This window comes from Thioclava sp. F42-5, from assembly GCF_002213195.1.
Classification (GTDB): domain Bacteria; phylum Pseudomonadota; class Alphaproteobacteria; order Rhodobacterales; family Rhodobacteraceae; genus Thioclava; species Thioclava nitratireducens.
The window spans coordinates 814,330-833,674 of the sequence record NZ_NBNZ01000002.1 but is presented as its reverse complement, the minus strand read 5'-3'; the positions used below and the strand labels follow the sequence as shown (position 1 = coordinate 833,674).

At 66.0% G+C, this 19,345-nt stretch carries 17 protein-coding genes; 2 read left to right on the top strand and 15 right to left on the bottom strand.

Annotated features, from left to right (window positions below; translation table 11 throughout):
* Positions 1–157 precede the first annotated feature (157 nt).
* Positions 158–1,534, top strand: coding sequence for an FAD-linked oxidase C-terminal domain-containing protein (locus B6V74_RS09315; RefSeq protein ID WP_088722595.1), 1,377 nt, complete (start codon positions 158–160; stop codon positions 1,532–1,534).
* Positions 1,531–1,923, top strand: a complete 393-nt coding sequence (locus B6V74_RS09310) for an SgcJ/EcaC family oxidoreductase (protein WP_088722594.1) — start codon at positions 1,531–1,533, stop codon at positions 1,921–1,923. Before B6V74_RS09315 ends, B6V74_RS09310 begins: the two co-directional genes overlap by 4 nt.
* 11 nt (positions 1,924–1,934) lie before the next feature.
* Here the strand turns inward: B6V74_RS09310 and recN are convergent, their stop codons facing one another.
* The 15 genes from recN to B6V74_RS19150 form a co-directional block, all read right to left on the bottom strand.
* Positions 1,935–3,584, bottom strand: a complete 1,650-nt coding sequence (gene recN / locus B6V74_RS09305) for a DNA repair protein RecN (protein ID WP_088722593.1) — start codon at positions 3,582–3,584, stop codon at positions 1,935–1,937.
* A 21-nt stretch (positions 3,585–3,605) separates the two neighbouring features.
* Positions 3,606–4,454: an outer membrane protein assembly factor BamD gene (locus B6V74_RS09300; protein WP_075775738.1), complete on the bottom strand. Its 849-nt coding sequence runs from the start codon at positions 4,452–4,454 to the stop codon at positions 3,606–3,608.
* A 179-nt stretch (positions 4,455–4,633) separates the two neighbouring features.
* Positions 4,634–5,554, bottom strand: coding sequence for a UDP-3-O-acyl-N-acetylglucosamine deacetylase (gene lpxC, locus B6V74_RS09295; protein WP_088722592.1), 921 nt, complete (start codon positions 5,552–5,554; stop codon positions 4,634–4,636).
* Between the two features lie 234 nt (positions 5,555–5,788).
* The gene (ftsZ, locus tag B6V74_RS09290; protein WP_088722591.1) at positions 5,789–7,498 is read right to left on the bottom strand and encodes a cell division protein FtsZ; all 1,710 of its coding nucleotides are present in this window, start codon (positions 7,496–7,498) and stop codon (positions 5,789–5,791) included.
* 269 nt (positions 7,499–7,767) lie between these two features.
* Positions 7,768–9,093, bottom strand: a complete 1,326-nt coding sequence (gene ftsA, locus B6V74_RS09285) for a cell division protein FtsA (RefSeq protein WP_075775601.1) — start codon at positions 9,091–9,093, stop codon at positions 7,768–7,770.
* A complete protein-coding gene (locus B6V74_RS09280) occupies positions 9,090–9,989 on the bottom strand; it encodes a cell division protein FtsQ/DivIB (RefSeq protein WP_075775739.1) in 900 nt (299 codons plus the stop codon). The genes ftsA and B6V74_RS09280 overlap by 4 nt, the downstream gene beginning before the upstream one ends.
* A gap of 53 nt (positions 9,990–10,042) precedes the next feature.
* On the bottom strand, positions 10,043–10,957 hold the full coding sequence (locus B6V74_RS09275; protein ID WP_075775602.1) for a D-alanine--D-alanine ligase: 915 nt from the start codon (positions 10,955–10,957) through the stop codon (positions 10,043–10,045).
* Positions 10,958–11,023: 66 nt separating this feature from the next.
* On the bottom strand, positions 11,024–11,956 hold the full coding sequence (gene murB, locus B6V74_RS09270; RefSeq protein WP_088722589.1) for a UDP-N-acetylmuramate dehydrogenase: 933 nt from the start codon (positions 11,954–11,956) through the stop codon (positions 11,024–11,026).
* Between the two features lie 48 nt (positions 11,957–12,004).
* Positions 12,005–12,256, bottom strand: a complete 252-nt coding sequence (locus tag B6V74_RS09265) for a DUF2484 family protein (RefSeq protein ID WP_075775604.1) — start codon at positions 12,254–12,256, stop codon at positions 12,005–12,007.
* The gene (locus B6V74_RS09260) at positions 12,253–13,443 is read right to left on the bottom strand and encodes an APC family permease (protein WP_075775605.1); all 1,191 of its coding nucleotides are present in this window, start codon (positions 13,441–13,443) and stop codon (positions 12,253–12,255) included. The genes B6V74_RS09265 and B6V74_RS09260 overlap by 4 nt, the downstream gene beginning before the upstream one ends.
* A gap of 84 nt (positions 13,444–13,527) precedes the next feature.
* Positions 13,528–14,937: a UDP-N-acetylmuramate--L-alanine ligase gene (gene murC, locus B6V74_RS09255; RefSeq protein WP_088722588.1), complete on the bottom strand. Its 1,410-nt coding sequence runs from the start codon at positions 14,935–14,937 to the stop codon at positions 13,528–13,530.
* Positions 14,934–16,037 (bottom strand): UDP-N-acetylglucosamine--N-acetylmuramyl-(pentapeptide) pyrophosphoryl-undecaprenol N-acetylglucosamine transferase, encoded by a 1,104-nt coding sequence (locus tag B6V74_RS09250; RefSeq protein WP_088720209.1) that lies wholly within the window; start codon positions 16,035–16,037, stop codon positions 14,934–14,936. Before B6V74_RS09250 ends, murC begins: the two co-directional genes overlap by 4 nt.
* Before the next feature lie 18 nt (positions 16,038–16,055).
* Positions 16,056–17,222 (bottom strand): putative peptidoglycan glycosyltransferase FtsW, encoded by a 1,167-nt coding sequence (locus B6V74_RS09245; protein ID WP_075775608.1) that lies wholly within the window; start codon positions 17,220–17,222, stop codon positions 16,056–16,058.
* Between the two features lie 150 nt (positions 17,223–17,372).
* The gene (locus B6V74_RS09240; protein WP_240497080.1) at positions 17,373–18,611 is read right to left on the bottom strand and encodes an FAD-binding domain-containing protein; all 1,239 of its coding nucleotides are present in this window, start codon (positions 18,609–18,611) and stop codon (positions 17,373–17,375) included.
* A gap of 286 nt (positions 18,612–18,897) precedes the next feature.
* On the bottom strand, positions 18,898–19,101 hold the full coding sequence (locus B6V74_RS19150) for a hypothetical protein (protein ID WP_088727767.1): 204 nt from the start codon (positions 19,099–19,101) through the stop codon (positions 18,898–18,900).
* Positions 19,102–19,345: the final 244 nt, after the last annotated feature.

Sequence of the window (19,345 nt, the reverse complement as noted above, 5' to 3'; positions counted from 1 at the left end):
TGCACTGCAAGTCTGCGAGACCTGCACGCTGCTGCCTAGGCAAAGATTCGCGACAAATCCTTGATCCGAGACAAAAACCGCCGACAATCCGCTGAAACCCTTTCACTCCCGCGCGGCTGAGCCTAAACCTTTGGCAGCAAGACATGGGAGGCGTTGCATGGCACTGGCAGAGGCGCTGGCGGAACTCGAAACTTTGCTGGGCGACCGGCTCGATACCTCGAAAGGCGCGCGCGACCAACATGGCCGCAACGAGACTTGGTTTCCCTTCTCACCCCCCGATGCCGTGGCTTATCCGACCAGCACCGAAGAGGTCAGCCAGATCGTGAAGATCTGCGCCGCGCATGACGTGCCGATCACGCCCTACGGCACCGGCACCTCGCTGGAGGGGCACGCCGTGCCGGTGCGCGGCGGGGTCAGCCTTGACCTGATGAAGATGGACCGAGTGGTGGAGGTTCTGGCCGAGGATATGCAGGTCCGCGTCCAGCCCGGCGTGACTCGCGTGGCGCTGAACGAGGATCTGCGCGCGACGGGGCTGTTCTTCCCGGTCGATCCGGGCGCGAATGCCTCGCTTGGCGGCATGGCGGCGACCCGGGCGAGCGGGACGACGACGGTGGGCTATGGCTCGATGCGCGACAATGTGGCGGCGCTGGAAGTGGTGCTGGCCGATGGCCGCATCATCCGCACCGGCAGCCGCGCGAAGAAATCCTCCGCCGGATATGACCTGACCGCGCTGATGCTGGGTTCGGAAGGCACGCTCGGGATCATCACCGAATTGACGTTGCGCCTGCATGGCCAGCCCGAGGCTATCTCCTCTGCGGTCTGCGCCTTCGATACGCTGGAAGCGGCGGTCGAGACGGTGCAGATGACGATCCAGATGGGCATCCCGATGGCGCGGATCGAATTCGTCGACGATCTCACCGCGCAGATATTCAACGAGGCCAACGGCACCGATTTCCCCGCGAAACCGCATCTGATGATCGAGTTCCACGGCTCGGAAAGCGGTGTGGCCGAGGCGTCCGAGCGGTTCGGCGAAGTCGTGGCCGAGATGGGCGGCGCAGATTTCCAATGGGCGACGACGACCGAGGACCGCAATAAGCTGTGGAAGATGCGTCACGGCGCCTACCCCGCCACGATCGCGCATCGCCCCGGCTGCATGGGACTGGTGACCGATATCTGCGTGCCGATCTCGCGGCTGGCCGAGGCCGTTGCCGCGACCAAGCGCGACATCATCGAGGCCGGTTTGATCGGTCCCGTGGTAGGTCATGTCGGCGACGGGAATTTCCACTCTGTCCTGCTGCTCGATCCCGAGGATAAGGACGAGTTCAAACGCGCCAAGCAGGTGGCCGCGAAGATGGCCGAACGCGCGCTGGAGATGCAGGGCACCGTCACCGGCGAACACGGCATCGGCATGGGCAAGATGGGCTACATGCGCGACGAGCATGGCGCTGGCTGGGACGTGATGGGCCAGATCAAACGCGCGCTCGACCCGCAGAACATTCTCAATCCCGGTAAACTGGTGGAGCAGGACGAATGAGCTTCGAGACTCCGGACGCGCTGCCCCGCGCCTTCGCAAAAGCCTGGGGCGCGCGCGATGCGCAGGCGCTTGCGGGATTCTTCGCGGAAGATGCCGATTTCATCTCGCTGACGGGTGGAGTCGCCTCCGGTCGCACCCAGATCGCGGAGTTGTTCGCAGGCGAACTCGCCGGCGCCTTCTCGCGCGCGCGGCTGGTGACCGGCAAGGCCAAATCGCGCCCTGTCGGCGCCGAGGCAGCGGTCGTCCTGCAGCGCTTCGTCCTGACCGGGATCGTCACCGAGAACGGCGCCGATGCCGGCCGCATCGGCTGCACGCTGGCCGCAACGCTGGAACTGACTCCGAATGGCTGGCAAATCGTCGCCGCGCAGTTCGTCGTGGAGGCGGGGTAAGCGGCGCTCCCCTACCCCTTCAGCAGGTCCAGCGCCGCAGCCTTCGCGGCGTCGGTGACTTCGGCGCCTGCGATCATCCGGGCAATCTCGTCGGTGCGCTCTGCTGTGGCCAGCGCGCGGACCTCGGACGTGGTCATGCCGTCAGTCACCGATTTCGCGACGCGGAAATGGGTGGCGCCACGGGCGGCGACCTGCGGAGAGTGGGTGACGACGAGGACTTGCGCCCCTTCGGCCAGCTTTGCGAGGCGGCGCCCCACGGCATCGGCGGTGGCTCCGCCCACGCCGCGGTCGATCTCGTCAAAGATCAGGGTCAGCGTATCGGTGCCGCGCGCGAGCACGACTTTCAGCGCCAGCAGGAAGCGCGACAGTTCGCCCCCGGAGGCGATCTTGTTGAGCGGGCCCGCCGGCGCGCCGGGGTTGGTGGCGACGGTGAAGCGCACGGTATCGGTGCCTTCCGGCCCGGGCTCGCCCTCGGACAGGCGCGTCTCGAACACGGCGCGGTCCATCTTCAGCGGAGCCAACTCGCCCGCCATCGCGGCATCGAGCTGCCCCGCGGCTTCGGCGCGCGCCTGCGACAGGGCCACGGCGGCCTTGTCATAGGTTGCGCCGGCTTTCGCGAGGTCGGCTTCTAGCGCACCGATCCCCTCCTCGCCCGCGTCCAGCGCAGCAAGCTTCTCGCGCAGGCCTTCGGCGAAATCGGCCAGTTCATCGGCCAGCACGCCATGCTTGCGGGCCAAACCGCGGATCGCGAACAGACGTTCCTCGCAGGCCTCCAAGGCATGCGGGTCGAAATCGAGCGCATCAAGCGCGGTCTCCACGCCTTGGGCTGCCTCGCCCAATTCGAGGAACGCGCGCTCCAAGGCCTCCAGCGGCGCGTCGAGGCGCCCTTCGGCCCGGTCCGCAGCGCCCTGCAGCCAGCGATCGGCGTCGCGCATCATCCCCTCCGCCCCTTCCGGGCCCAGAGCGGCAAAGGCGCGGGACACATCTTCGCGGATTTTCGCGGCGCCCTGCATCAGGCGGCGCTGACCGTCGAGTTCGGCTTCCTCTCCGGGCTTGGGATCGAGCGAGTCGAATTCCTTCACGGCGTGCCGCAGGAATTCCTCTTCCTCTTTCACGGCCGCAAGTGAGCTACGCGCCGCCTCAAGCTTGCGCGCCGCAGCTGCGCGCGCTTTCCAGGCGGAGCGGGTGGCCTCGAGCAACTCGGAATGGCCCGCGAAGGCATCGAGCAGCGCGCGGTGGCCGCGTTCGTTCAACAAGCCGCCATCGTCGGATTGACCGTGCAGTTCCACCAGCGAGGCAGAGACTTGCCGCAGCACGTCGCCGCTCGCCCGGCGGTCGTTGATCCACGCGGTCTTGCGCCCGTCGCGCGCATTCACCCGACGCAGGATCAACTCGTCAGTCACGGGAATACCGGCCTCGGCCAGCACGTCGCGCGCGGGGTGATCGGAGGGCAGTTCGAACACCGCTGTCACCTCGCCCTGATCGGCGCCCTGACGCACGAGTTCCGCGCGCCCGCGCCAACCAAGGACGAAGCCCAGGCAATCGAGCAGGATCGACTTGCCCGCCCCGGTCTCGCCGGTCAGCACGTTGAGGCCGGGACCGAAGTCCAGCTCGAGCCTCTCGATAATCAGAATGTCGCGGATATCCAGCGAATGAAGCATGTCAGACCATGAGGGCCCAGATCAGAGCCACTTGCCCTGAATCACCTGTCGATACACGCTGGACAGCCACCCGTCGCCCTTCGCCTCGGGCTTCAACCCACGCCTTTGCAGCAGGTTGTACGCGTCCTGATAGAAGGGCGAGGACTGGAAGTTGTGGCCGAGGATCGCCGCGGCGGTCTGCGCCTGATCGGTGATGCCGAGCGCGAGATAGGCCTCCACCAGACGTTCCAGCGCCTCGGGCGTGTGGGTCGTCGTCTGGAACTGCTCCACCACAACGCGGAAGCGGTTGATCGCCGCCGTGTAGTTACCGCGCTTGAGGTAGTAGCGCCCGATCTCCATCTCCTTGCCGGCGAGGTGATCGAAGGCCAGGTCGAATTTCAGCATAGCCGACTGGGCATATTCGGAATCGGGGTATTTCTCGATCACGTCGCGCAGCGCCTGCAGCGCCTGGAAGGTCAGGCCCTGATCCCGGCCGACCTCGTCGATCTGATCGTAATAGCTGAGCGCCAGAAGATACTGCGCATAGGCCGCGTCTTCGTCACCCGGATAGGTGTCGAGGAATCGCTGCGCCGAGGCGCGGGCTTCTTCGTAATTCTTCGCCTTGTGCTGAGCATAGGCTTCCATGATCAAGGCGCGCTTGGCCCATTGCGAATAGGGGTAAAGCCGCTCGACCTCGGAGAAATATTTCAGCGCGGTGTTGGGACGCCGCGGATTGCCGACCTCGAGCTCGTATTCGCCGCGCTCGTAGATTTGCTTGGCCGTGAAGTTTTCGAGGTTCGGTGCTTTGTTCGGATCAGGACCGCAGGCGGAAAGCGCCATAACAAGACCAAGAGCCCCGAGTTTCGCTGCCGCTAATTTGCCGCGCGCCATGCCCTGCCCCATCCCTCTTTCGTTGCCGGAGAAAGGCCCCGGACCCGTCAATCACTGCCCCGGTTCGGAGGCCGTTCGGCATGTCCTAGCACAGAAAAATCCGGGGCGCAAAATGCCTTTGCGGGTTTTGACGCCCCTTTTCCCGATGCCCGCGAACCCGTGACCGGGCCGCGATGCGTTCAGGCCGATGCCAGTGCCGCTGCCGAGCATACACCAGCTCCGGGCAGGCTGTAAGCCTGTGCGGGCGAGCAGGTTTCCCAGCACCACGCATCGGGGCGCGCAAACAGCGCCCGCAGAAGCTGGTTCGTCATCGCGTGACCCGCGCGGTTGCCGCGATAACGACCGAGGATCGGCGCGCCCGCGAGCGCGAGATCGCCAAGCGCGTCGAGCATCTTGTGGCGCACTGGTTCGTCCGCGTGACGCAAACCGCCGGGGCTCAGAACCTTGTCGCCATCGACGACCACGGCATTCTCGAAGGTGCCGCCGAGGCTCAGCCCCTTCTCGCGCATCGCATCGACATCGGCGAGGCGGCAGAAGGTGCGGCTGTCCATCAGCTCGCGCACGAAGGCGCCGTTGGCCATCTTGAGACGCTTGCTCTGACGGCCGATGGCGGCGTCGGTGAAGTCGATCGCGAAATCGATCTCGAGGCTGGCGGCCGGTTCGAGCCGCGCGACGGCCTTGCCGTTGCGCACTTCGACTGGCTTGAGGATGCGGATCGCGCGCAGTTCCGCGGCGAGGTGCCGCAGACCGGCTTCGCAGAACTCGGCGACGAACGGGGCCGAAGAGCCATCGAGGATCGGCACTTCAGGCCCGTCGAGCGAGATCAGCGCATTGTGAATGCCCGAACCGACGAGTGCCGCCATCAGATGCTCGATCGTCGAGACCTGGACACCATCCTCGTTTTCGATCAGCGTGCAGAGCGTCGCGCTCGGCACGTTGTTCCACAAGGCGGGTACGCGAGGGTTCACGCCGGACACATCGGTGCGACGGAACACGATGCCATGGCCCGACGGCGCCGGATGCACTTGCATCTCGACCGGGGCGCCCGAATGGAGCCCAACGCCGGAAAAGGCCACGGATTTGGCAAGCGTCGTCTGCACGATAGACCTCACAACTTTTTTCTCTGGCGATCAACGAACACACGGGTTCGGGAGCCGCAGCATCAGTTAGTCAGAGAGGGCGCGGTTAACAATTCACTCTTTGTAACGGCCTGAAACATTGCGACCGTGATCTGGCGGAACACCGCGTATGAGGACGTAAACCTTTGTTCTACAATAGAAAAGGGCCCGCTCTCGCAGGCCCTTTTCGATGTTTCGTGAAGTCTTTGTGACCGATTAATTCGCCTGACGACGCAGGAATGCCGGGATTTCGATGCGATCCTGATCGTCGGATTGCTCGTCATCGTAGGCTTCCGCGCGCGGCTGAGCGGTCTGCGGACGCTGCTGCTGGGGCTGCGGCGCAGGCTGCTGCGGAGCGTGCTGCTGCGGCGCGTGGCCCTGCTCGCCATGGCCGTGACCGGTCATGCGGTTGATCAGCGAGTTGATCCCGAAACGCGGACGCTCTGCCTGCGGCTGCGGCTGCGGCTGCTGCTGCGCTGCGGGGCGAGTCGCAGCCATCGGACGCTGCGCGGGCGCGTTCGACGGGGTCTTGTTCACCGCCGCCTCGAGGCGACGCAGCGCCTCCGGCGAAGGGGTGCCGGGCTGACGCGGACGCGGTGCGACATAGTCATGCGCGCCGTCTTCGACATGCAGGTCCTGCGTGGGCGCAGGCTGCGGACGGTAGGCCGGCGGCGGCAGATCGTCGGCGGCCTCGTGGGCGCGCGGCTGATCCATCGTGGCGCGCGCCGCGGGCGCATCGAACAGGGTCCGCTCTTGCGCGGTCTGCTGCGGTTGCGGCGCAGGCTGCGGGGCTGCCTGAGCGGCCGGCGCGTGCTGCGGCGCAGGCTGCGGTGCCGGTTGCGGCGCCGGAGTGGCGGCTGCGGCGGGTGCATGCTCGATGGTGGCCTCGGCTGCGGTTTCCGCGGGCTTCAGCGGCTCGGCCAGCGAGCGGCGCGGCACCGGGATTTCCGCCGGGCTCGCCAGCGCGTCGATGCCGGTCGCGACGACGGAGACGCGCATCGCGCCTTCCATCTCCGGGTCCAGCGTCGAACCCACGATGATGTTTGCGTCCGGGTCGACCTCTTCGCGGATCCGGTTCGCCGCCTCGTCGAGTTCGAACAGCGTCAGGTCGTAGCCGCCGGTAATGTTGATCAGCACGCCTTTCGCGCCCTTGAGCGAGATCTCGTCGAGCAGCGGGTTCGCGATCGCCTTCTCGGCCGCCTGAACCGCGCGATCCTCGCCGGTGGCCTCGCCGGTGCCCATCATTGCCTTGCCCATCTCGTCCATCACCGCGCGCACGTCGGCGAAGTCGAGGTTGATGAGGCCCGGGCGGACCATCAGGTCGGTCACGCCTTTCACGCCCTGATACAGAACGTCGTCGGCCATCGAGAAGGCTTCGGTGAAGGTGGTTTTCTCGTTGGCCAGACGGAACAGGTTCTGGTTCGGAATGATGATCAGCGTGTCGACGACCTTCTGGAGCTCCTCGAGGCCCTGCTCGGCCTGACGCATCCGCTTGGAGCCTTCGAATTGGAAGGGCTTGGTCACGACGCCAACGGTCAGCACGCCAAGCTCGCGCGCGGCCTGCGCGATGATCGGCGCCGCGCCGGTGCCGGTGCCACCGCCCATACCGGCGGTGATGAAGCACATATGCGCCCCGGCAAGGTGATCGACGATCGCCTCGATGCTCTCTTCGGCCGCGGCCGCGCCCACCGTGGGACGCGCGCCTGCGCCCAGCCCCTCGGTGACCTTGGTGCCCATCTGGACCCGGGCCTGCGACTTGGACTGCTGCAGCGCCTGAGCGTCGGTATTCGCGACCACGAACTCCACGCCCTCGAGCTGCTGCTCGATCATGTTGTTGACCGCGTTCCCGCCCGCGCCCCCGACGCCGAATACGGTGATCCGGGGCTTGAGGTCCTCGTGCTCTGACATCATCAAATTCAACGCCATGTGGTATGTCCGCCTGTTGTTGCTGCCCGACCCTGTCCCAGGCCGATTTCGATGGAAATTAGGCCGATTTTAGCGATGAATCGCCGCAGCGTCACGCAAAAAACCGTCCCGAACCACAAAATCTGGAGCTCCAGATTCCGTGACCAGCGGTATTTCGCGCAAACGTCAGGATATTGTGTGGATCGTGCGGTCAGACCGCCGCCGCTACGCGAACTTGAAGTTCGCGCGACAGGCGTCTGAGATCAGTCGATTTTCACTTTTGCAACATTTCACCAATTATCGCGGAACCAGCGGATGGCCCGGCGCAGCGAGCGCCCGCCCAGCGTTTCGGGCGGCATTTCGAAATCCCACCATTCGTCTTGCGGATGCGCCGCGAAAAGCGAGAGCCCCACCACGGAAGAGAAGCCCGCCCCGGTCGCGGCCTGCGGCAGCCCCTGCACCCGCATCGGTCGCCCGAGCCTTACATTCTGGCCGAGGATTCGCGCAGCCAGCCCGTCGAGGCCGGGGATCTGGCTCGCCCCGCCGGTCAGCACGATCTGCTTCGAGGGCAGATGCTCGAACCCTGCGGCATCGAGGATCGCACGCACGTCTTCGAGGATTTCCTCGACGCGCGGACGCATGATGCCGATCAGCTCGGCCCGGCTTACCTGGCGGCGGTCTTTCTCCCAGTCGCCGGAGTCGCCGCCCAGCTCGATCATCTCGCGATCGTCCATGCCGGTAGCCACGACGCCGCCGTGGAAGGTCTTGATCCGCTCGGCGACCGACATCGGCACCCGCAACCCCGCCGCGATGTCGCGGGTGACATGCTCGCCACCCAGACGCACCGCATCGGCATAGATCATGTGTTTCTTCATGAAGATCGACACGCCGGTCGCACCGCCGCCCATGTCGATGCAGGCAGCGCCCAGTTCCTGCTCGTCTTCGACAAGGCTGGAGACGCCGGAAACATAGGCCGAACTCGCAATACCCGCGAGTTCGAGATCACAGCGCCGGATGCAGTAAATCAGGTTCTGGATCGCGGTGTCGGAGACGGTCAGCAAATGCATGTCGACCGCGAGCCGTTGCCCCGCATGGCCCCGCGGATCAGCCAGACCCGAGCGATGGTCGAGCGCGAAGTTCACTGGCTGCGCATGGAGCACTTCGCGCCCTGCCCCGAGCGGTGGGATATCGCACGACGCCAACACGCGGCTCACATCCACCTCGGTGACCTGATCGCCCTGCACTTCGATCTCACCGGCGAGACCATAGGAGCGCGGTTCGGCGCCCGCGAAACAGGCGATGACGTGATCGACACGGGTATTGGCCATCTTCTGCGCCGCCTGCACGGCGGTCCGGATCGCGCGTTCGGTCTCTGCCATCGCGTCGATCTCGCCGAAGCGCACCCCGCGCGAACGGGTCGTCGCGGCCCCGATCACCCGAACCGAGGCGTGCCCGGCCAGCGAGCCTTCATCCTCGGTCCCGTTGGGATTGTCGAACTTCAGAACGAGGCAGGCGATCTTGGAACTGCCGACATCGAGGAGCGCGATCACGCCCCGTTGCATCGCTGCCTTACGCATGTTGCGCATTGCGCGCTGGAACTCGTAGAGATCGGTCATTGCGTGGCCCTCGCTTTGAGAATGTCTGACTGCACCCGGCGGAATTCGGCGAGCGCGTTATCGCTGAGCCGGATCGTCGGACGGTCCTTGTTTCGAAAATCAATCACGGTGAAATCGCGTGCGAGCAGATCCTCGGCGGTATTGAGCGCGAGGATGCGGTCGAGAGCGGCGACAGGATCGGTCTCGGGGAGCATGATGCGCTGATCGTGATCGAGCACCATGTCCCAGCGCCGCTCGCCCAACCGCTCCAGCCCGCGCAGGCGCGGCAGGATCGGACCGGCATCGGCGATGATCTCCAGCGCCTCGGGCACCGCCTTGTCCGCGCCCATGCCGGAAATCACCGGCAGATCGGGGCGCGCGTCGCGCGAAATCAGCGTGGCGACCCGGTGGCCGGAGGCGTCGAGCATTTCCAGACCCGCTGGCTGCCGCCAGAGGATCGCGGGCACGCGCTCGGTCACGTCGGCCTCGAGCACGCCACCGGGGCGGATCACGAGGCGCGCATCGGCCACCGCATCGAGCCGGCGGATCGTATCGCGATAGGCATCAAGGTCGATGTCGAAGCTGGACGCGGGCAGCCCCACCGGCAGCATCGCGCGCACGGCATGCGCGACCTCAGGGCTCGCACCCTCGATCTTGAGCAGCTTGACCATGAATTCGGGGCGATGCTCGATCGCGTCCTTCACGTCCTGCACCTGCGCGACCAGCTCGGCGCGGCGGCCGGGATCGCCGAGCCATACCCCAAGGCCCGCAACGATCAACACGAGCGGAAGGCCGATCCGGGTGAAGGCGCGCACGGCGGGCGTCAGCCACAGCCGTTCGAGTTTGAAAGCGAGCCGCGACGGCGCGGGATCGCGTCGCGCGGGACGTTTGGAGCGTTGGTAAACGCGAGGAGCCATGCCGCCCGGGGGGCCTTTGCGATGCCCGGGGGCTTCGCGCGGCGGGGTCCCGTTCAGCGGCCGCATGAGGCGTCCTCCACCAACCATGCGCAAAGCTCCGGGAAGTCGATGCCGCAATGGGCCGCCTGTTCGGGCGAAAGCGAGGTGGGCGTCATGCCGGGCTGGGTGTTGGTTTCCAGCAGCACGAGACCGGCGAGCCCCCTGCCCTCGTCCCAGCGGAAATCGGTGCGCGAGAGCCCCCGGCAGCCCAGCACCTGATGTGCGCGAATTGCGTAATCGAGACAAGCTTCGGTGATCTCGACGGGGATTTCGGCGGGAAGGACGTGACGCGATCCGCCGGGGCGGTATTTCGCGTCATAGTCGTACCAGCCCTCGGTGATGATTTCGGTCACGCAGAGCGCGCGCTCGCCCATCACGGAAACGGTCAATTCGCGGCCCGGGGCGTAGGTCTCGACCATCACCTCTTCGGGCATCTCGGCCGACAGCTGCGGCGGAGAATTCGCGCCGTCCATCACCAGGTAGACGCCGACGGACGATCCTTCGTTATTCGGCTTCACGACGTAGGGCGCGGGCAGCACGTGCCGCGCCATCACGTCACCCCTGGAGGCGATCACCGATTGCACGATGGGCAGGTTCGCGGCGGCATAGGCCTGCTTGGCGCGGGCCTTGTCCATGGCCAGCGCAGAGGCCAGAACGCCGGAATGAGTATAGGGAATACGGAGCCATTCGAGCATGCCCTGAACGCAGCCATCTTCGCCCCAGCGACCGTGCAAAGCATTGAAAACACAGTCAGGCGCGGCATCGTTCAGCCGTTGCGGAAGATCCTCTCCCGCGTCGATCTCGATCACTTCGAAACCCGCCGTGCGCAATGCCTTGGCGCATTCGCGCCCCGAGGACAGAGACACCTCCCGCTCAGCAGAAGGGCCGCCCAGAAGAACCGCCACACGGTGGGATGCCCTGCTCGACATACCCGCTACTTTCGCCTCATGCGGGGGTTGGCCCCCGTCCGGTAATTGCGTTGCAGGGTGGAGGTCTTATGCCTCGAATTCTCCTACACGCATGATTTCCCACTCTAGCGAAATTCCGCTCGATTGCACAACCTTTTTGCGCACCTCTTCCCCGAGATTTTCGAGATCGGCCGCGGTCGCCCCGCCAGTGTTGATCAGAAAGTTACTGTGTTTTTCCGACATTTGCGCGCCGCCGATGCGCGCGCCGCGCATGCCGGCGTCGTCGATGACCTTCCACGCCTTCAACTCATGCGTGTCATCGGCGCGTCCCGTCGAGGAAAAGCCCGCCGGGTTGCGGAAGGTCGATCCGGCGGTGCGCTCCTTGGTGGGTTGGGTCGCGTCGCGCTTGGCCAGCTGTTCAGCCATATGCGCCTCGAGCGCCGCCGGATCGCCGGGTTCGGCGCGGAAAGTCGCCCCCGTCAGCACCCAGCCCTCGGGCAGATCGCTCTGACGATAGGCGAAGTTCAGATCGGCGGGCGTGAGCGTGACCCGCTGCCCTGCCCGCGTGATCGCACGCGCTTCGATCAGGTGGTCGGCCACGTAACTGCCGTAGCAGCCCGCGTTCATCCGCACCGCGCCACCAATCGCGCCGGGGATCGTGCGCAGGAAGGTCAGATCGAGCCCCGCCTGCGCCGCTTTGCGCGCGACGTGGGCGTCCAGCGCCGCCGCACCTGCGGTGACGGTCTCGCCCTCGCAGTCGATGCCGTTGAAACCGCGCCCCATGCGGATCACCACCGCGCGCAGACCGCCATCACGCACGATCAGGTTCGAGCCGACGCCCATCGGGAAGACCGCGATCTCTTCGGGCAGGCCTTTCAGGAAGGCGGCAAGGTCATCCTCGTCGGCAGGCTGGAACAGCCAGTCGGCCGGGCCGCCCACGCGAAGCCAGGTCAGCGAGTCAAGCGGACGGTTCGGCGTCAGAGCGCCGCGCGGAGTATAGGTCGAGGGGCAATCGGTCATGGCGCGTTTCGTAGCCTCGCGCGCGGGGCGAAGCAAGCGATCGTGAGCTCACTCAGCGGTGTCGCGCGTGCCGCGCAGCGCCCGGACGAGGAAAATGACCGGCCAGCGCAGCACGGACATCCCGCCCGCCATGACCAGCAGCCCCCAGATCGGACCGTTCTGATAGGTCACCCAGCCGACCAGCGGCACCCCCACCGCGATCAGCCCCCACGCGCCCGGCCAATGAAACCGCCGCGGCCCCATCGCGATAAGCGTGGCTATGAGTGCCCAGACACAAGCGAGAAAGAGCGAGACGGTCATGAGAAACCTCCCAAGGCTGCAATCAGGGCCGCTCCGGCGACCAATGCGCCCACCACCGGAACCGCCATCGGCACCTTGAACGGCGCATAGTCGGACCGGCTTTTCAGCGCGACGAGCGACAAGTTAACGAGAAGGAAGACGCCCAGAAGCACCTTCGAGGTAATACCGGCCAATTGCTCGACCGGGGCGGCGAGCGCAAGCGCAATCATCGCCACGCCGCAAAGAAGTGTCGCGAGAACCGGCGTGCCAAAGCGCGGATGCGCCTGATGAAAAACCGAAAGCGCGGGGCTGCGGCGACCGAGACCGAACAGCACGCGCGCCGCCATCACCACCTGCGCGAGCACCCCGTTCAGCGCCGCCGCCACCGCGATCGCGGCGAGGATTCCGGGCGCGTGCCCCGCCGATTGCCATACCAGCGCCAGCGGCTGTTCGGAGCGGGCGAGATCGGCCAGCGGCACCGCACGCACGGCGGCATAGCTCACGGTCAGATACAGAACGGCGGTGATCGCGAGCGCGGCGAGGATCGCGCGCGGCATGTCACGGATGGGGTCGCGCATCTCCTCGGACATGTTCACCATGTCCTCGAAACCAATGAAGGCGAAGAAAGCGAGCGAGGCGGCCGCCGCGATCCCGGCCCAGTGCGGCGCGGGCAGCGGCGTGAGATCGGGGCTCGGGTCGGCGGAGAGCCCCGCCCAGATGACCAGCGCGAGCCCGACCACCTCGACCAGCGTCAGCGCCGCGGCGAGACCGACGGATTCGAGCACGCCGAGGCATGCGACGCCGATCAGCGCCAGCCCGAAGGCGATCATCACGCCCTCGACCGGCAACGGCACCAGCAGCGTCAGGTACCCCGCCCCACCGCGCAGCACCGCCGCGGCGGAGACCGTGCCTGCCACGACAATGCCCAGCCCCACGATCAGAGCCAGCGCATGGCTGCGCAGCCCTTCCTCGACATAGGCCGCCTCCCCGGCGGCTTCGGGGATGCGCGAAGAGAGCTCGGCATAGGAAAGCGCCGAGGGGGCCGCGATCAGCCCCGCAAGCACGAAGGCCAGCGGCGCCCAGATCCCTGCCTGCGCCGCGACCGCGCCGACCAACACGTAGATACCCGCGCCCACCATGACGCCGACCCCGTAGCCGGTCATCAGCCACGGACCCAATCGACGTTTCAGATGCGCCTCGTCACGCATAGCGCGGCTTTCCTTGCCCACATGAGACGACGTGGCAGCGCCGCAAGCCTTTTGGATGTCGTGCCGGGTCACCCCGGCGCCTGCTCAGCCCCCCAGCTTCGCAGGCAGGTTGTTCGCCCAGGTCGAGATCGTCCCCGCCCCGAGGCAGACGACGATATCGCCGGGACGCGCCTGTTCACGCACCAGCCGGGCCAGATCATCTTCCGACAAGATGGCACGAGCATGACGGTGACCATGCGCGATCAGACCGGCGACCAGATCGTCGCGCGTCGCCCCCTCGATCGGCTCCTCGCCCGCCGAGAAGACCTCGGCGATGGCTACCACATCGGCCTCGTTGAAACAGGTGCAGAAATCGTCGAACAGCGAATGCAGACGCGAATATCGGTGCGGCTGGTGGACCGCGATCACACGCGCACCGGGCTTCACCGCCTGACGCGCCGCTTTCAGCACCGCGGCGATCTCGACGGGGTGGTGACCGTAATCGTCGATGATCGTCACCCCGCCCAGCACGTCGCCCACCTTGGTGAAGCGCCGGTTCACACCGCCGAAACCCGCAAGCGCCTCCTTGATCTCGTCCATCTTCATCCCGAGGTGGCGCGCCACCGCGACGGCGGCCAGCGCGTTCGAGACGTTATGATCGCCCGGCATCGGCAGCGTACAGCCCTCGATCACCGGCTTGCCCTCTTCGCCCTGCAGCGCGATGTTGAAATGCGCGACGCCCGCCTCGTAATGCAGGTTGATCGCGCGGATATCGGCCTGCGCGTTGAAGCCGAAAGTCACGACGCGGCGGTCATTGAGCTTGCCGACCAGCGTCTGCACCTCTGGATGATCGGTGCAGCAGACAGCCAACCCGTAGAACGGGATGTTCGAAACGAAATCGTAGAAGCCCTTGCGCAGCGCGTCGAATGACCCCCAGTGCTCCATATGCTCGGGGTCGATATTGGTCACGATGGCGATGGTCGCGGGCAGACGGTTGAACGAGCCGTCGCTCTCGTCGGCCTCCACCACCATCCACTCGCCCGCGCCTGCGCGCGCATTCGAGCCATAGGCGTGGATGATCCCGCCATTGATCACGGTCGGGTCGAAATTGCCCTTGTCCAGAAGCGTCGCGACCAGTGTCGTGGTCGTCGTCTTGCCGTGGGTACCGCCGATCGCGATGTTCGATTTCAGGCGCATCAGCTCGGCCAGCATCTCGGCGCGGCGCACGACCGGAAGACCGCGACGGCGCGCTTCTTCAAGCTCGGGATTTCCCGGCTTGATCGCGGTGGAGATCACCACGACTCCAGCCTCCCCGATATTCTCGGCGCGCTGGCCTTCGAAGATCGTCGCGCCCAGCGTGGCCAGGCGGTCGGTGATTTTCGATGATTTCGCATCCGAGCCCTGAACCGTAAAGCCCTGCGTCATCAGCACTTCGGCGATGCCGGACATGCCGATCCCGCCGATACCGACGAAATGGATGGGACCGAGTTCTCCGGGCAGTTTGGTCGCGTTCATTGAGTCTTTCCTGCTAGGTCTTCGACGAGGGCGACAAGCCGCTCGGTGGCGTCCGGCACCCCGTAGGAGAGGGCCGCGCGCGACATCTGCAGCGCGCCCTCGGGGTTGTCCAGCACCAGTGAGATTTGATCCGCGAGGCTCTCTGCCGAGAGCTGGCTTTCGGGGATGGTGATCGCGCCGCCGGTCTTCGCGAGACCGCGCGCATTGGCCGCTTGGTGATCGCCAGCGGCGGCGGCATATGGGATCAGGATCGCGGGCCGCCCGATGACGGAGATATCCGCGACCGATGATGCGCCCGCGCGCGAGATCACCAGCTGACATTCGCTGAGGCGGCGCGGCACGTCGTTGAAGAAGGGCTCGACCTCGGCGCTGATGCCCGCGGCCTCATAGGCGGCCACGACCCGGTCGAGATCTTCGGGGCGCGCCTGATGGGAGACGCGCAGATTGGCGCGAGCGGCTTCGGGCAGGCTCGCCATCGCGGCCGGAACCGTGTCAGACAGGATGCGCGCGCCCTGCGAGCCGCCGATCACGAGGACCGACATCGGGTAATCGCCCGGTGGAATATAGGCAGCCCCCGCACGCTCCAGCACGGAAGCCCGCACCGGATTGCCCGTGTGCTCGCCCTGCACGCCCTCGGGCAGATCGGTCGGCCAGGTGCCGCAGGCGAAGCGGTTCACCCTCTTGGCGAAGACGCGGTTCACCTTGCCCATGATGCCGTTCTGTTCGTGGATCGCACGCGGAATGCCAAGCGCGACCGCCGAAGACAGCGCCGGGATCGTCGGATAGCCGCCGAAACCCACGACCACCGTCGGCTTGTCCGACAGGTTCTTGCGGATGGCCGAGGCCACGCCGCCCGCGATCTTGAAGGGCACGCCCAGCTTGCCGAGCGCCCCGCCGCGCGCGAAGGTCGCCGAGGCGATCTGCTCCACCGTCACCGTATGGGGAAAGCCGCCCGCGTAGCGCGCCCCGCGCGCATCCGTGGACAGCTTGACGCGCCAGCCCCGGCGCACCATCGCCTCGGCCAGCGCCTGTGCGGGGAACATGTGCCCGCCGGTGCCGCCAGCGGCGATCAGCAGTAGCGGGGTCGTGTCCTTGGCCATGTCCCCCTCCTGAGGGTTTTAGCGACCGCGCCGGGCGAGAATATCCGAAATCTGCCCCTGCGGCCGGGTCCGAGTCAGCGCGAGCAACATACCCACCGCAATCCCCGAAGCAATGACCGAAGAGCCACCGTAACTGACGAACGGCAAAGTCATGCCTTTCGCGGGCAGAAGGCGCACCGCGACGCCCATGTTGATGATCGCCTGAACGCCGAAGGCGCATGCCAGACCCGCGCCTGCGAGCCGGGTGAACGGGTCGCGCTCCCGCATCAGGCGCAGCAGCGACCGGATCACGACCGTCGCGTAGAGCGCGATGATGACGAGGACAAGGATGAGGCCGTATTCCTCGGCGGCGACCGCGATGATGAAGTCGGTATGCGCATCGGGAAGCGACCATTTCACCGACCCCTGCCCGACGCCCACGCCGAAGAACCCGCCCTCCTGGATGGCGTTCGTCGCGTAGCCGATCTGGGTGCGCGGGTCGACATCCGTCGACAGGAACCCGTTGATCCGGCGCGCGAAGTGTTCCGAGAAGTTATAGGCGAAGAAGCCGCCTGCGACGGTCATCGCCCCGATCCCCGTCAGCAGCGCGATCGGCGCGCCCGAGATGAAATACATTACCGACCAGGCGAAGAGCACCAGCGAGGCCTGACCGAAGTCGGGCTGCAGCGCGAGCGCCACGACGATGATCACCATCAGCAGGAAGGAATAGAGCCGCCCCTTCGGCCCGCCGACCTCATGCGCTGCGGCCATGAACCAGCCGGTGATGATGACGAAACCGGGTTTCAGGAATTCGGAGGGCTGGATCGAGGCGAAGCCGAAGGAATACCAGCGCACCGCGCCCTTGCCGAAATCGGTGCCCAGCACCGGCAGCAGCATCACCGCGATGAACGCGCCCACGAAGCCGATCACGCCGAGCCTGCGCACCTGTTTCGGATCGAGCATCGAGATGCCCAGCATCACGCACAGCGCCAACACGCCGAAGGCCGCCTGTCGTTTCACGTAATAGAAGGGCTCGAGTCCGTTGCGCTCTGCCAGCGGCACCGAGGCTGCGAGCCCCAGAAGCATGCCAAGGCCGAACAACGCCAAAACGGCGCCGAGCGCCCATTTGTCGATCGTGCGCCACCATTTCGGTAAGACGGGTTCACCGACCCGCACGGGGACGGTGCCGAATGCCATTTCTGTCATGGGCTATACTGCCGTTACTGCCTCGAATACGCCCGTTTTCCGGGTCTGAATGGAATCGTAGCCCAAAAGCTTTGAGATGACTAGGAAAATTCAACTGCGACGCGATCACTCGGCGATGATCGGCAAGGGCAGGTGCGATGGCCACCGCCCTCAGGTCAGGTCGAGCTCCTCGAGGATGCGCGGGAGCTTCTTCTTGATCTTGAAGAAACCGGCCGTGGCATGGGGCCAGATAGCGCGATCCCAATCCCTATTGACCTCGCACAGCGCAATACCGTGCTGGCCCAGCGCCGCGTCCGCCCTCTCCCGCCAGTCGCCAAGCGGGCCGACCGGGATAAAGGGCGTGACGATCTGCTTGGCACCAAGGCTTAGCGCCCATTCCACGAGCACGGCCAGATCGTCGGCTCCCATGGGCAGCCCTTCAGAGATTCCTGAGCGAACCGTAGCATCGGCGAGCGCGTCACGCTCGAACCGGGCGACATGTTCGGCCACCGCGCGCGGCGAGCGCAGATGGCTTGCGCTGACGGTCGCCACCCCGCGCAGGTCGAGCGCGCCCAGATCGAAATCCTCGACGCGGCAATCTTCCTCGGTAATCAGAAGCGCCGTGGGCAGCCCCGGCTGCGGGGCGCGCGGCGCGCGTAACGGGGCGACCGGGGGCAGCCCCTCTGGCTCTTGCACCTCCAGCCCCGCACTCACCGCCGCAAATTGTGCGGGATCGGGCGCGAACCGCCCGCCGGTATAGCGCGCGATATTGGCAGCTTCGGCGGCATAGAACTTGCCCCGCGTATGCAGCCCCGCCACCCAGCGCCAGCTGAGCGTGTTCGAGGCCGGATCGCCATCGAGCAGGTTGCGATAGAAGAAATCCGCCCCGATCCGCCACGGCAGCCGAAGCGTGAAAATCCAGATCGAGGCGAACCACATCCGGGCGTGGTTGTGCAGATAACCGGTCTCGCGCAGCTCTGTCGCCCAGGCGTCGAAACAGGCGATACCGCTGCGTCCCGCCTCGGCGTCGTTCACACGCGCCGCTAGCTTGGGGCTCTCCTCGAGCGTCGCGAGGTCGTGCGCCAAGCCGTCGCGATAGCGCATCCAGATTGCCGGACGATGCTCCATCCAGCCTTTGAAATAGCCTCGCCAGAGAACCTCCTGCACGAATTTCTCCGCAGCTTTTGCCCCATGGGCGTCGAGGGCCCGCGCCACCGCATCCCGCTCCAGCACGAGACGGCGGCGCAGATAGGGAGAGAGTTGCGAGACATCCCTGTGCCGACCGGCCCCGTGATCGAAATTGCGCCCCTGCGCGTAAGCCGCGCCCATCCTCGGCGTGAAGCGCGCGAGGCGCTCTTCGCCCGCAGCGCGGGTGGCGGCAGGACATGGCAAAGGCTCGGCTACAGTCACGGCGTCTCCTTTTGGGTCAGGACTACCGATCTACGCCGCGAAGAAGATATGCGATCACTCGGCCAGTTCGAACCGCACCGTCGGGTTTCAGCACCTCGACCGACCCGTCGAACGTACCCAGCCGCACGAGGCCCGGCGAGTTGGCGAAGGGCTTGTAGAAGATCGCGAGATTGCCCCACGGCGCATCAAGCGTGATGTCGCCCGTCTTCGGCTCATAGCTCCGAGGCGCGTTGGTCGCGTCGAGTTCGCGCGGTAGGTCGGCGATCTTCTCGACGCCGTGGACGTCTCACAGGGTCAGCCCCAGCGGATCAGGCTCGCGAAATCGCGCCCCCGCGGGCGTGTCGTCCAGCTTCGCGGTCAGCACCGTCTCGCCTGCGGTCACGGTCACTATGATCGGGATCATGCTGTCTCCTTTCGCTTCCTGAGCGCTGGCCATGCTCGCGACGATGAACAGCGCCGCGACGGGTCTGAGAAACCTCGGAAAGCGCATGGCCGGGGCCTCCCGCTGCTAGAGGCAATACTGCCACAGATGAACGGCGCTCATCTGTTGCGACCTGGGGCGCGCAGGTAAGCGACGCAGGCTACCTGAAATGACGCCTGGATAATCCGTGGACGTCATGAAACACGCGCCACCTCTATTACCCCAGCCGACAGCGCCCGTCCTCCGCCTTCGGGGCGGTTCTGGAAGCCGTGCGGGAGCGCAGTTGACCGGGCTCCCATTATCACGCTCGGTT